A 13,152-nucleotide genomic window follows, 5' to 3' on the forward strand; every position below is an offset into this window, starting at 1 on the left:
GGGGGGCCGCGGGGGGGCGGGGGGGGGGGGGCGGGGCGCGCGGGCGCCGCGCGCGTCGATCCGGTTCCGTACGGGCCCCCGCGCGTCTCTGATCCGACTCCGTACGGGCCCCCGCTCCTGCGGGCGAACCCCGGGGCGGGGCGCCGTGGCCGGTGTCAGCCGAAGCGGCCGTTGACGTAGTCGGCGGTGCGCGGGTCGGCCGGGGAGCCGAACATCCGCTCCGTCGGGCCGTGTTCGACGATGACGCCGGGGGTGCCCTGCTCGGCGAGGAAGAAGGCGCAGGAGTCGGAGACGCGGGCCGCCTGCTGCATGTTGTGGGTGACGATCACGACGGTGACCTCCGCCTTGAGCTCGGCGATGGTCTCCTCGACGCGCCGCGTGGAGGTCGGGTCGAGCGCCGAGCACGGCTCGTCCATGAGCAGGACCCGGGGCCGGACGGCGAGCGAGCGGGCGATGCAGAGCCGCTGCTGCTGGCCGCCGGAGAGGGCGCCGCCGGGCTGGCGCAGCCGGTCCTTGACCTCGCGCCACAGCCCGGCCTTGGTGAGGCACTCCTCGACGAGGTCGTCCCTGGCCTCCCGGCCGGCCCGGATGCCGCCGAGCTTCAGGCCGGCGAGGACGTTCTCGTACAGGGACATCGCGGGGAACGGGTTGGGCTTCTGGAAGACCATGCCGATCTCGCGGCGGGCGTGGGTGATGCGACGGCCCCGGTCGTAGATGTCCGAGCCGTCGAGGAGGACCCGGCCGGCGAGGGAGGCGGTGCCGGTGAGCTCGTGCATCCGGTTGAGGATGCGCAGGAACGTCGACTTGCCGCAGCCGGAGGGGCCGATGAGCGCGGTGACCTCGCGGGCGGGCATCGCGAGCGAGACCCGGTCGAGGACCTTGCGGTCGCCGAACCAGGCGGAGACGGAATCGGCTTCGAGCCCGGCGGCCCGGGACGACACCTGCGGGGCCTGCGGTACGGGCGGCAGGGTGACGGTGTCGGCGAGATCGGTCACGGGGTGACTCCCTTGCGGTCAGAGGAGGTTGGGGAGGAACCGGGTCAACTGGCCCGAGACGAGGACGCCGAGGGCCACGAGCACGGGGACGGCGGTGACCCAGGTCTGCCGGGTGCCCCAGCGGCGCCGGGCGGCGACGGTGAGCAGGGCGGCGGCGAGCAGGCCCTGGACACCGAGGAGGATCCCGGTCCACACGTCGGTCTCGCCGGCCAGCGGCTCCTCGGCCGCGGTGATCCACCCGGCCTTGAGCGGGCGCGGCGGGCTGGGCTGCGCGGTGCCGAGCAGCCGGGCGTCGACCCGGACGACGTCCTCGGGGGTGTACGCGCCTCCGCTCGCGGTCAGCAGGGTCAGCCGGCCCTCCCCCGGTCCGAGGCGGGCGGGCAGCGGGTCGCCGGGGCGGCGGACGGCCGTCACCTCGTACACGGCCTTCCCCTGGCCGGTCGTCACCTCGACGCGGGCGCCCGGCGGGAGCCGGTGGACGTCGAGGAAGGGGCTGCCGTAGCCCCATTGGCGGCCCATGATCACACTGGCCCCGGGCTGGCCGGGCAGCGCGGTGTCCCGGCGGTGGCCGGGGCCCGACATGAGGACCCCGGAGGTGGTGCCCTCGGCGACGACCTCGCGCAGTCCGAGGGCGGGGATGCGGAGGAGGGCGACCGGGGCGCCGAGGGCCACCGGTCTGCCGTCCCAGGTGGACTGGCCCACGGGGGCGGTGCCGAGGGCGAGTTGCTCGCGCAGTTCGTCGTAGGCGGTGGACTGGTCGCGGGCGTGCTGGAGGTGGCCGAGGACGGTGAGGTTGGCCGCGAAGCCGATGAGGAGGGCGGCGAGGACGCACAGGGCCGCCCCGGCCAGGGCGAGTCCGGCCCGGGGGGCGGCGGGGGACGGTGCGGTGGTCACGGACGCGGGGCCTTGCGGCGGCGGGCCTGGATCACGGCCGCCGCGCCGAGGAGGCAGAGGGCGAGGGAGCCGAGGGCGGCGGAGGCGGCAGTGGATCCGGTGGCGGCGAGGCTGCCGGAGCCGCCGTTGGCGGTGGTGCCGCCGGCGGTGCCGCCGTCCGTGGTGGTGCCGTCCGTGGTGGTGCCGGAGGAGCCTGTGCCCGTGCCGCCGTCACCGGAGGTCCCGGTGGACGTGTCCGCGCCGGGGGTGGAGGTGGCCGTGCCGCTCGGCTCGTCCGTCGGTCCGTCCGTGGGGTCGTCGGTCGGCCCGTCCGTGGGGTCGTCGGTGGGCTCCACGGTCGGGCTGCCGGTGGGCGTCGGGGTGCCGCTCGGGGTGCCGGTCGGGGTGCCGGTCGGGGTCGGCGTCGGGGTGCCGGTCGGGGTGGGGGTGACGGCGGGGCCCGCGTAGAAGCTGGCCAGCTGCGAGGAGGCGGTGTAGGCGGCCGGATCGGCGGGGGTGTACTGGGCGAGGACGGGGAACTCGGCGTTGACCGTGTCGCGCATGGTGGCGCCGATCTCCGCCCTGCCGTTCGCCAGTTGCCTCGTGCCGAGCTCGACGACCTCGTCCTCGACGAGGGTGAGGAAGGTGACCGTGCCGTCGGCGGTGGCGGGCTGGACCTCGGCCGTGATCGTGAAGGGGCGGCTCACGGGCGGGTTGGCGCTGTCGGCGGTGAGCTTCAGGTTCGTCGCCTGCTGGCCGACGGCGGCCCAGGTGTCGCCGGTGACCTCGATCATCTGCGAGAAGTACTCGGCGCGGGCCTCCCCGTCGGCGGTCTCGCAGGAGAGCCTCAGCTCGTACCGGCCGTCGAGGGGTCCGGCGGGCACGAGTTCGCGCAGCCGGTCCTGGAGCGTGGCGTAGCCGGTGCCGGTGCTGGTGCCGGTGAGCGGGCCGGATATCGGGGTGGTGCCGAGCGGGCCGCCGGGGACGACCTCGGCGACGGGTGCGGTGGCCGTCGGGTCGCCGGGGTTGACGAGGACGAGGACGCCCTTGGTGTAGGGCCGGTCGGGCGTGGCGGGCGCCGGGCAGGCCGCCGACGCGGTGACGGCCGTGGGGCCGGTGGAGACGGCGCCCGAGGCGGGGGTGAGGGCGAAGGTGCCGTGCCGGGTGGCGGCGCCGGCGGGCGCGGACACGGCCAGGACGATCGCGAGGGTGCCGCAGAGGAGTGCGAGGGCGGTGAGCAGCGCCGCGGGTGATCTGAGCTGTGCGACCGGGTTCATGGGGCGGGTTTCCTCCGAGGCGGATGACGGGCGGCGGGTGTGCGGGGTGGTGCGGGGTACGCCGTGGGGCCGGGCACCACGGGGGTGCCCGGCCGGTGTGCGGTCAGGAGGGGCCGGTGATCAGCGCTCGCCCTTGACGGTCGTGGCGCCGCAGGCGGTGCCGAGGGTGCCGAAGCCGTAGCCGGCGATGGTGGTGCCGGCGGCGCAGACCTTGGAGGAGGAGCCGACGAAGGTCGACGAGATCGTCGCGTTGGTCAGCTTGGCCGTCGGGACGACGTTGTAGACGTCACGGGTGAAGGGGAAGGAGAGGTTGAGCGTCTTGTCGGCGTTGCGGGGCGCGACGGTGCCGACGGAGCCGAGGACGGCGGCGCCGCGGCGGTCGGTGACGACGGCCTTCTCCTGCGCCGTGTACTGGGCGACGGAGTACGGGGCGATGTCGCCGGCGGCGTCGAGGACGGTGCCGTCGTTCTCCTGGACGCCCTGCTGGACGCAGGCGCCCGGCGCGGTCACGCCGATGGAGGCCAGGAAGAACTGGCGGGTGCCGGAGTTGGCCTGCGGCAGGATCGGGGTGAGCGCGACGCCGTTGAGGGACGTGGTGGTGCACTCGTAGACGGCCTTCAGCTGCGCGGCCGTGAGGTCGTTCGGGAGGGCGCTGTCGGAGCGCTTCACCCAGGACACCGCGTCCTTGGCGAAGGGGATCCAGGTGAGGTCCGTGGTGCTGGTGTCGGCCGGGCCGCGCGAGGAGCGGGCGAAGTCGAGGCAGCCGGAGTTGGTGTCCACGGCGTTGCGCAGGGCGTCGATGCCGGCCGAGGAGCCGTTCGGGCGGTTGATGACACAGCCGGTGGCCTTGGTCTTGACCGTGGCGGTGCCGGTGGCGTCCCAGGAGGCGATGACCTTCTGGCCGAGGGCGTTCACGACGACGTTGCCGAGGCCGTTGACGACGTCCTGGGTCGTGTCGGAGCCGACACCGGCGAGCGTGCGGTACTGGGTGACCGGGTTGGGGTCGGCCTGCGCGGCGGGGGCGAGGGCGACACCGAGACCGAGGGCGGCCACGCCGAGGGCGGCACCGATACGAGCGCGGGACTTGACGTTCACTTCTGATCTCCTCCGCGAAAACGGATGTCATGGAATGGACGCACAAGCAGAATCCGGATTCTTTATCCGGCCGGTCCGTCGACCGGCCGTGGACAACAATTCACCATGGCGTTTCGGGGAACCACCACGATCAGCCGCTCTTCAGGTTACGAATTCCTGTCCTAGGTGAATCCGAGGGAATCCGGCGACGGCCCGCGATTCCGAGGACGGCGGGTCCCGCGAGGCCGGCGAGGCCGCCGGCGACGAGGACGGAGAGCAGCACCCAGCGGATGACGCCGAGGACCTGGGAGGGGGTGGTGCCGGTGCCGGCGAGCTTCTCCGCGGGGGTGCCGGCGGTGCCGCCGTCCCCGCCCGTGCCGGAGGCCGCCGCCGGGTCCGCGGACGGCGAGGCCGGTCCGGTGCCGGCGCTCCCGCCCGTACCGCCGCCCGTGCCCGTGCCCGCGCCGGTGGAGCCGCCGGAGCCGGTGCTCCCGGGGCCGGATCCCGTACCGGCCGCCGTCCCCCCGCCCGTCCCCGTACCGCCGTCGGACCCGGTGGCGCCGGAGGTTCCGGTGCCTCCGGCCGTGCCCGGCCCGGCCGGGCCCCCGCGCTCCAGGCGGTCGGCCGCCGCGGCGGCCTGGGCCTTCAGCCTCGGGGGCAGCGGGGCGTAGCCGTAGGGCAGCTCACCGGGGGCGGTGCCCTGGCGCTGGCCCGGTCCGGCCGCGTACCGCAGCACGCGCGCGTAGTCCTTGCGGGCGTCCGCGGGGAGAGCGGTGGAGGCGGCGGCGTAGGTGACCGTCGTGAGCGGGTAGGCGCCGTTCCCGGCCCGCGCCGGGTCGGGGGCGAGGACTCCGGGCACGGCGGAGTCCCGGAACTGCTCGACCGCCTTGAGCAGGGACGTCGTGGTGGGGCGCACATAGTCGCCGTCGGCGTTCCGCAGGGCGGCGACCTGGAGCTGGTAGCGGGCCGCGGACGCGGTGTCGGTGATGCCGTAGGCGTGCCGCTGGCCGATCAGGACGTCCCGGCCGACGAGCTTCGGCCCGTTGGTGACGTTGTCGTGCTGGGCCTGGTCCTTCGCGTTGTTCGTGCCGCGGCGCACCCAGCGGGCGGCGTCGTGCATGTCGAGCGCGTAGGGCGAGCGGTCGGTCATGCCGTACCTGATGGTCTTGTCGTTCGAGGTGAGTTCCGTCTCCGTGGGGTCCGCCTTCATGAATTCGTCGGCGTCGCCCGAGGCGAGTCCGAGGTCCTTGAAGTACGGATTGATCCGCATCCCCCAGGGGTCCTTCTTCCCTTCCAGGAACTCCCTCGCCTCCTTGTCTGAGCGCAGGTACCTCCAGACGATCCGCGCGCTGTCGGAGCGGTCGGCGGCGAGCAGGATTCCGCCCGGATAGACCTGGGGGGCCTGCGGCGAGCGCTGGAATTCTGGATTCAGCTCCAGGAATTCCGGGTCGCGGACGATGGATTCCGGATTCCCCTTGAGGTGGTCCGGTACGGGGGCGGTGTCGGTGAGGAAGCGGACGTCGTACGGGTACGAGGCGGTGAGCAGCTTCGCCAGGAGGCGGGGGCTCAGCCTGAGGTCCTCGACGAGTCCGATGCCGCCGGCCTCCCAGAAGAAGCCGACGGTGAGTCCGTTGACGGCGACGGGCGCGTGGACGAAGCGGCCCTTCTCCCCGCCCTCGACGGGGTCCACGGTGAAGGCGAGGCCCGGCGAGGTGGAGGTCGGGTTCAGGAGGCCGCCGCGGGCCAGGTCCTCGCCGCGCTGGGTGAAGGTGAAGCGGCTGGTGCCGTCGGCGCAGAGCGCCGACTGCCAGGACGTGACGGCGTCGGTGACGAGCTCGGAGCCGGTCATGCGGCGTTCGGCCTTGTCGGTGGGGCAGGGTTCGCGGACCGGCAGGAAGTCGAGCGGGAAGACCAGCCGCTGGTTCCAGTTGGTGGTGGAGAACGGCGAGGTGTTGGGGCGGTGGTTGTTGCCGGTCGAGCCGTCGGGTTCGTGCGAGCCGCGGGGCACCACGACGAGCCAGCAGCTCCGGCCGCGGACGTGCGTGCCGGTGCCGACGGGGTCGCCGCAGCCGAGGTGCGGGGCCTCCCGGGTGGTCTGCAGGTTGAAGGCGGCCTCGCCCGTGCCGTCGGGCTGGGTGGCGGCGAAGAACTCCTCGTTGGTGTCGCCGGAGCTGAAGTAGGTCCAGTCGGTGACCTTCTTCGTCGGCGGCCCCGACACGGGGGTGAAGGGGACGAACGGGCTGGTGAGCTGGCCGGGGACGTCCGGGTCGGGGATCAGCTCGTCGTACTCCCTCTCCAGCGGGTCGGTGCCGACCACCAGCTCCCGCCGGGCGATGTGGGTGCCGAAGTTCCCGCCGCTGGTGACCCCGGCGCCGAACTGGCACTGCTCCCGCTTCGGGCCGGCCGGGTCGTCGCCCCAGCACTGCATGATCTGGAGGTAGTCGGTGTTGTAGCTCTCGGTCGGCTTCCCGCCCCTCCAGGTGACCCGCAGCCCCTGCGCGCGCAGGTTCTTCGTCTGGTGGACGGTGACTTCGAGCCCCGAGAAGTCGTCGTACGGTCCCCTGGAGCCGCGCTGGGTGACGGCCGAGCTCCCGCTGTCGGCGGCCACCGCCTCGGGGCCCGGGGCCGGCGGGAGCAGGGCGAGCAGGACGGCGGCGAGCAGGGCTCCGACGCCGGCGGCCCTGCGCGGCAGGGCGGTCCGGGTCCGCGGGGCGGCGGTCCGGGCGCGTGCGCCGGGGGGCCGCGTGCCGGTCCGGGCGGTCATCGGGGACCTCCCGTGCGCCCGGCGCGGGCCGCGAGGGCGCGGCCGACGAGCGGCGGACCGACGACGGTCGCGAGGAGCAGGACGGCCGAGAGGGCCATGAGCAGTCCGCGCAGTCCGGCGCCCGTGTCGGCGGCGAGGGTGACGGGGGTGCCGGCGATCCCGGCGACGCCGGGGTCCTGGCCCGTGCCCTGTCCGGCGCCGGAGCCCGCGGCACCGGCCGCGTCGCCCGCGAGTGCCTCGCCGGTGTCGGGGTCGACGGCCCCGCCGCCCCCGGCCGCCGTGCCGGAGGCCGTGCCCGCGCCCGCGGAGCCCGTACCGCCGCCGCTCGCGGAGGCGGTGGAACCGGAGGCGGAGCCCGGGCCGCCGTTCGCGGCGGATCCGCCGGAGGCGGCGGAACCGGAGCCGGCCGAGGTGCCCGAGGAGCCGTTCTGCGCACCGCCGCCGGAGGCCGTGCCGCCCGCCGCACCGGAGGACGAACCGCCCTGGTTCACCTGGGTGCTGGTGCCGCGCGCGCCGCCCGTGCCGTCGGCGCACTGGGTCGCCCCGCGCTTGTCGCAGTCCTTCGGCATCGGGGCGTTCCTGGCGAGGGTGTTGGTGCCGTCCGCCGAGAAGGTGGGGTTGCGGCAGTCCGACAGGTCGACGGCGCCGGTGGGCGCCCCGGGGATCCGGCGGACCTGGTCGAAGCCCGCCTGGACGAGGTTCCTGGGCAGCGGCGAGTAGCCGAGCTCCTCGGCCTGCTGCTGGCCCTCGCAGAGGAAGTAGCGGGCGAAGGTGCCGAGCGAGCGGCCCTTCTCCTCGGTGTGCGGGGCGGTCGTGCTGGTGGGGACGACCATGTAGCTGTAGCTGGAGAGCGGGTAGCTGCGCCGGTCGGTGGAGCGGTAGACGCCGTCGAGGATCTGGGTGAGGTAGTCGGTCGAGTTCCGGTCCTCGTCGATCCGCGCCCGCAGCAGGGCGACGGCGACGCTGGACGCGGTCGGCTCGACGTAGTACCCGGCCGAGTTGAGGATCTTGGCGACCGGGAAGTGGGCGTTGATCGCGTACGAGTACTCGACGTAGGTGATGGCGCCCTCGCCCTGCGGCTGCCGGACGTGCGCGGAGACGCCGAGCGAGCCGGACTTGGCGACGGTGGTGGTGCCGGGCACGACGGGGAAGTACGAGGTCATCCCGCAGGGCGTCTGGCGTCCGGCACGGCGGCAGTAGTCGTTCCAGACGGCGCCGTGCTCCTTGGCGAGCCAGGTGGTGAACTGGGCGGTGGTGCCCGAGCCGTCGGAGCGCACGACGGGGACGATGCGCCGGGCGGGGAGCGTCAGGCCGGGGTTGTCGGCCTTGATCTCGGGCGCGTTCCACATGGTCAGCTGCCCGGTGAAGACCTTCGCGAGGACGGGCCCGGAGAGCCGCAGGTTGGTGACCTGACGGCCGCCGATGCGGAGGTTGTACATGAAGGAGGTGCCGCCCGCGACGATCGGCATGTACGCGTAGCCGCGGCTGGGCGGGACGTCGGTGGCGTTGCCGTCCTTGAGGCCGTACGGGATCTCGGAGACGGCGAAGTCGACGGTGCCGTTCTTGAACTGCTCGCGGCCCTGCGAGGAGCCGTTGGCGTTGAAGTTGACCGTGAGGCCGACGTTGGCGCCGATGTTGCGGCGCCACTGCTCGACGGCGTTGGAGCTCCAGGTGGACCCGGATCCGGTGATCTTGGTGTAGCCGGCGGCCTGCGCGGCGGGCGGCCGGACCAGGAGGGCCGGCAGCGCGCACAGGACGGCGGCCAGGCCCAGGAGGCTGCGGGTGACGGACACGGGTCTCACGGCGTACTCCTCGGTGACACGGATGCGGATCGGTCCGCGGGGGCGGTGGCGCGGGCGTCCTGACGGGCCGCGTCGCGCCGGGACGCCTCGGCCCGGCGCCTCTCCTGGCGCTTCGTCAGCTGCCCGGGTCCGCGCCCGCCCGCGATCCGGGCCAGGACGAAGAGGAGCAGGACGAGCAGCATCAGGACGGCCGCGGTGCCGAAACCGCGGGCGATCATGTTCGGTTCGGGCGACTTGACGAGCTCGAAGGTGGCGAGCGGCAGGGAGACCTGGGCGCCGGAGGTCGGCAGGGCGTTCAGCTCGGCGGTGAAGCCGGCGGTGAGCAGCACCGGCGAGGTCTCCCCCACCCCGCGCGCGGTGCCGAGGATGACGGCGGTGGTCAGCCCGGAGCGGGCGGTCGGCAGGACGACGTGCCAGACCGTGCGCCAGCGCGAGGACCCCATGGCGTACGAGGCCTCCCGCAGCGTCCCGGGGACGAGCCGGATGACGACGTCGGCGGCGCGGATGATGATCGGCAGCATCATCACGGAGAGGGCGAGGGAGGCGGCGAGGCCGGAGCGCTCCATGCCCAGGGACAGGATGACCGTCGCGTAGACGAACAGGCCCGCGACGATCGAGGGCAGCGCGGTCATCGCCTCGACGACCGTGCGGACCAGGCGCGCGAAGGGGCCGGGCACCTCGGTGAGGAAGACCGCGCAGACGATCCCGGCGGGGACGGTCAGCGCGAGCGCGATGCCGACCTGTTCGAGGGTGCCGACGACGGCGTGCAGGATGCCGCCGACGTCGAGGGGTTCGAGGGGGCCCGCGAGGCTCATGTCCTCGGTGAAGAAGTTCAGGTGGACGAGCGCCTCGCGGCCCTCCCAGAGGGTGAAGGCGACGACGAAGACGAGGACGGCGAGGAGGACGAGGCCCAGGGTGCGCACGACGACGCCGGCGATCCGGTCGCGGACGGCCGGCCCGTCCTCGTCGAAGGAGACGAGCAGGGCGTAGAGCCCGAGGAACAGGGCGTACGCGACGAGGACGAAGCCGACGGCGCCGCTGAAGGGCAGCAGACGGGCGAAGAGCAGCCAGGTGAGGGCGAGGGAGGCGGCCGCGGCGCCCAGCACCGCGTAGACGTCGGAGGCGCGCAGGGTGCCGGTGGCGCGCCGCCGTTCCGGGCCGGGGCCGGGCGGCGGGGTCGGCTCGGCGGGCGGTCGCAGCGCCGGCCGCTCCGGGGCGATGGTCATGTGGTTCCCCCTGTTACGCGTCGCTGGTGGCGCCGGAGCGGCTGCGGGCGACGATGGACGAGGCGGCGAAGTTGACGATCAGGGTCATGACGAACAGCGCGAAGCCGGCCGCCATGAGGGCGGACATGCCGAAGGGGGTGGCCTCGCCGTAGCGCAGGGCGATGAGGGAGGACACCGAGCTGGTGCCGGTCTGCAGGACGTGCCACTGGAGGGTGAAGACCTGCGAGATGACCATGTAGACGGCGATGGTCTCGCCGAGGGCGCGGCCGAGGCCGAGCATGGTGCCGCCGATCATGCCGCCCTTGCCGAAGGGCAGGACGACGCTGCGGATCATGCCCCAGCGGGTCGCGCCGAGCGCGTAGGCGCCCTCGCGTTCGCCGGCGGGGGCCTGGGAGAAGACCTCGCGCATGATCGAGCAGATGATCGGGGCGACCATCATGGCGACGACGAGCCCGGCGACGAAGGTCGACGAGGTGTAGACGGTGGGCGGGGCGAGCGGGTCGTCCGGGTCGGCGCCGTCGACGCGGAGGAAGGGGATCCAGCCGAGGTACGTGGCGATCCAGCGGGCGATCGGCAGGATCGACTCCTCCAGCCAGAAGACGCCCCAGAGGCCGTAGACGACGGACGGCACGGCCGCCATCAGGTCGACGGTGGAGATCAGGGTCCGGCGCAGCCGGGGCGGGGCGTACTCGGAGATGTAGAGCGCGGCGCCGGTGGCGAGCGGGACGGCCACGGTGATCGCGACGAGGGCGATCAGGACGGTGCCGAGGAGGACGGCGGCGATGCCGAAGCGGCCGGAGTCCGGCTCCCAGGTCTCGGTGGTGAGGAAGGAGGGTCCGGCGCGGTCGAGGGCCTGCCAGGCGCGGTGGAGCAGGAAGCCGCCGACGAGGAGCATGACCGCGAGGACGAGGCCGCCGCCGGTGCGGGCGACGGCGCGGAAGACCCGGTCGGGCAGGCCGGGGTCGGCGTGCAGCCGCCTCGGCGTGTCGGTTCCGGCGGGCGGCGGGTCGAGGATCTCGGTCGTCTCGGTCGTCACGGGAAGGACGTAAGTCCGGCCCGGTGGACTGGTCCGCGACGCGACGTGAACGAGGGGCGTGCGCGGGGCAACTTCCGTTCACCGTAAGGAGGTTGAAGCCCATCTTGGCCCCTCCGCGGCGATCAGGGCCCGGAAGCGGTCGTAGGCGGTGCGGCAGGTGGAGTGGCGCTCGTAGGCGCGCCCGGAGAGGGCGGCGGTACGCCCTTCGGCGTCACGGAGCAGCCACACCCAGCCGTTGCCCCCGGCGGTGTGCTGCACCCCGCCGGCCATGGCCGCGTGTCCCGCGCACAGCGCGGCGAAGGCCTCCCGGCAGCCGGCGTGGTCGTCGTAGCAGCCCCCCGACCGCGCGACGACCCTTCCGTTCTGGGCGACGAGTCGCCATCCGTACCGTCCGTCGGCCCCCACGTCGACCAGACAACGCGTTCCGGACACACCGGTGCCCTTGGTCATCGCCCCCACCCCCACAGTCTCGGCAGGGGCAATGTATTGAGACGGACGTGACAGTTGGGCGTTAAACGATGTGCGGGGTTGCACGCTTCACCAGGCCGTTGCCCCTAGGACATCCGGCCCGGCGGGCAGCCCCGGCGACCGTACGGCTCAGCCGGTGGCGATCAGGATCACGAGCAGCAGCAGACCGGCCACGGCGGGGCCGACGATCTCGTACGCCCAGCGCACCTGCGGCTCACCCTGCGCCCCCGGGTTCGCGGCCCGCAGCTCGGCGAACTCGCGCAGGTCGGCGACGGTCTTGTCACTCGGCGCGATCCGGGACGCGCTGTCCCGCACGTCGGCGGTGACCGAGGTGCGGCCGTGCGGGTCGTCCTGGGAGGCGCGGGCGGCGGTGCGGGCGGCCTTCTTCCGCTGGCGCAGCGAGACGGGGATCGCCCACAGCTGGTACTTGGCGCCGTCCTGCGTGAAGACCTCGCTGGAGTACCCGGCACGGACGTCGGCGACCGTGGCCCAGGGCAGCGTGATCGAGCGGAACGGATTGCGGATCCGGAGGCGCTCGGCGTTGGCGTACACGGCGGGGCGGATCGTGAAGGCGACGATCAGCGGGACGGCGAGGACGAGACCCGCGAGCGCGAGCCAGGGCGACCGGCCCTCGCCGCGGACCATCGCGTCGACGGCGAACAGGGTCGCGAGGAGCAGCAGGAAGACTCCGCCCGCGATCCCCAGGGGCGACCGGTAGACCTTGTCTTCGGAGGCGGGCGCCGCGGGGGTCTCTCCCGTGGACGGCTGCTCGGGGGTCGACTCGCGGCTCGGCTCGTGGCTGGGCTCGGGGGTCGGCTCGGGGGTCGTCATGCCGCCGATTGTGCCTCAGCGGACGGGTGACGGCTCAGGCGGCCCGCGCGGCCACGAGATCCGCGTACACGATGATGTTGTCGGGTCGGTGGCCGTCGGTCAGGTCCCCGCCGCAGGTGACGAGGCGCAGCTCGGGGCGGGTGGTGTTCCCGTACACCCTGGCCGTCGGGAAGGCGTGCTTGCCGACCTGCTCCAGCTCCCGGACCCGGAAGACGGCGGTGGTGCCGTCTGCGCGGGTCACGGTGATCTCGTCGCCGGTCCGGACCCGGGAGACGTTCCTGAGGACGGCCGGGCCGCGGACGGTGTCGAAGTGGCCGATGAGGACGGCGGGGCCGGTCTCCCCCGGCGTGACGCCCTTGTCGTACCAGCCGATCCGGTCGGCGTCCGCGACCGGCGGGACCTCGACGGTGCCGTCGGCGTTCAGGCCCAGGTCCAGGACCGGACCGGTGTCGACCCCGGCGGAGGGCACCCGGACCCGCACGGGCAGGGAGCGCCCGAGCGGCTTCACGCGAGCGGTGCTCGCCGCCGGCGCCGGGGCGGTGGCCCGCGCGATGTGGGCGGGCGGGGCGTCGGACGGGGCCCCGCCTCCGGCGGAGCAGCCGGTGAGCGCGGCGAGCGTGGCCAGGAGCAGGACGGACGCGGTACGGGTACGGGCGGGGCGACGGCTCACGGAGGGCTCCGGACGGGACGGGGTGCGGGGGGGGGGGGGGCGGGGGGGGGGGGGCGCCGCGCGGGGGGGGGGGGGGGGGGGCGCGCGCGCGCCGCCCCCCCCCCCCCCCGGGCCGGGCGGGTGCGCCGCCGTGGAG

11 protein-coding genes are annotated in these 13,152 nt (G+C 74.4%); all 11 read right to left on the reverse strand.

Annotated features, from left to right (window positions below):
* Positions 1 to 155: 155 nt before the first annotated feature.
* The 11 genes from ACFV2S_RS16975 to ACFV2S_RS17025 all read right to left on the reverse strand — a co-directional run bounded on the left by ACFV2S_RS16975 (position 156) and on the right by ACFV2S_RS17025 (position 13,016).
* Positions 156 to 941, reverse strand: coding sequence for a phosphate ABC transporter ATP-binding protein (locus tag ACFV2S_RS16975; protein WP_385559485.1), 786 nt, complete (start codon positions 939 to 941; stop codon positions 156 to 158).
* A 72-nt stretch (positions 942 to 1,013) separates the two neighbouring features.
* The gene (locus tag ACFV2S_RS16980; RefSeq protein ID WP_385559097.1) at positions 1,014 to 1,889 is read right to left on the reverse strand and encodes a sortase; all 876 of its coding nucleotides are present in this window, start codon (positions 1,887 to 1,889) and stop codon (positions 1,014 to 1,016) included.
* Positions 1,886 to 3,145: a hypothetical protein gene (locus tag ACFV2S_RS16985; protein WP_385559100.1), complete on the reverse strand. Its 1,260-nt coding sequence runs from the start codon at positions 3,143 to 3,145 to the stop codon at positions 1,886 to 1,888. The genes ACFV2S_RS16980 and ACFV2S_RS16985 overlap by 4 nt, the downstream gene beginning before the upstream one ends.
* A gap of 120 nt (positions 3,146 to 3,265) precedes the next feature.
* Positions 3,266 to 4,240 (reverse strand): hypothetical protein, encoded by a 975-nt coding sequence (locus tag ACFV2S_RS16990; RefSeq protein WP_385559104.1) that lies wholly within the window; start codon positions 4,238 to 4,240, stop codon positions 3,266 to 3,268.
* Between the two features lie 130 nt (positions 4,241 to 4,370).
* A complete protein-coding gene (locus tag ACFV2S_RS16995; protein ID WP_385559107.1) occupies positions 4,371 to 6,983 on the reverse strand; it encodes a hypothetical protein in 2,613 nt (870 codons plus the stop codon).
* Entirely contained in the window at positions 6,980 to 8,785 is a 1,806-nt protein-coding gene (gene pstS, locus ACFV2S_RS17000; protein WP_385559110.1) for a phosphate ABC transporter substrate-binding protein PstS, read from the reverse strand. Before pstS ends, ACFV2S_RS16995 begins: the two co-directional genes overlap by 4 nt.
* Entirely contained in the window at positions 8,782 to 10,011 is a 1,230-nt protein-coding gene (pstA, locus tag ACFV2S_RS17005) for a phosphate ABC transporter permease PstA (protein WP_385559113.1), read from the reverse strand. Before pstA ends, pstS begins: the two co-directional genes overlap by 4 nt.
* A 13-nt stretch (positions 10,012 to 10,024) precedes the next feature.
* Positions 10,025 to 11,047 carry a phosphate ABC transporter permease subunit PstC gene (gene pstC, locus ACFV2S_RS17010; RefSeq protein ID WP_385559116.1) on the reverse strand — a complete coding sequence of 341 codons (1,023 nt, stop codon included), beginning with the start codon at positions 11,045 to 11,047 and terminating at the stop codon, positions 10,025 to 10,027.
* A 78-nt stretch (positions 11,048 to 11,125) separates the two neighbouring features.
* A complete protein-coding gene (locus tag ACFV2S_RS17015; RefSeq protein WP_383787198.1) occupies positions 11,126 to 11,497 on the reverse strand; it encodes a DUF1508 domain-containing protein in 372 nt (123 codons plus the stop codon).
* Positions 11,498 to 11,644: 147 nt separating this feature from the next.
* Positions 11,645 to 12,346: a PH domain-containing protein gene (locus tag ACFV2S_RS17020; RefSeq protein WP_383787196.1), complete on the reverse strand. Its 702-nt coding sequence runs from the start codon at positions 12,344 to 12,346 to the stop codon at positions 11,645 to 11,647.
* A 34-nt stretch (positions 12,347 to 12,380) separates the two neighbouring features.
* A complete protein-coding gene (locus ACFV2S_RS17025; protein WP_385559121.1) occupies positions 12,381 to 13,016 on the reverse strand; it encodes a class F sortase in 636 nt (211 codons plus the stop codon).
* Positions 13,017 to 13,152: the final 136 nt, after the last annotated feature.

This window comes from Streptomyces sp. NPDC059695, from assembly GCF_042733785.1.
GTDB lineage: Bacteria > Actinomycetota > Actinomycetes > Streptomycetales > Streptomycetaceae > Streptomyces.

What these genes read in the sequence shown, in the direction of transcription:
- ACFV2S_RS17015 (WP_383787198.1), bottom strand. Translation starts at nt 11,497, where the DNA reads ATGACCAAGGGCACCGGTGTGTCCGGAACGCGTTGTCTGGTCGACGTG.
- ACFV2S_RS16985 (WP_385559100.1), bottom strand. Translation starts at nt 3,145, where the DNA reads ATGAACCCGGTCGCACAGCTCAGATCACCCGCGGCGCTGCTCACCGCC.
- ACFV2S_RS17020 (WP_383787196.1), bottom strand. Translation starts at nt 12,346, where the DNA reads ATGACGACCCCCGAGCCGACCCCCGAGCCCAGCCACGAGCCGAGCCGC.
- pstA (WP_385559113.1), bottom strand. Translation starts at nt 10,011, where the DNA reads ATGACCATCGCCCCGGAGCGGCCGGCGCTGCGACCGCCCGCCGAGCCG.
- ACFV2S_RS16995 (WP_385559107.1), bottom strand. Translation starts at nt 6,983, where the DNA reads ATGACCGCCCGGACCGGCACGCGGCCCCCCGGCGCACGCGCCCGGACC.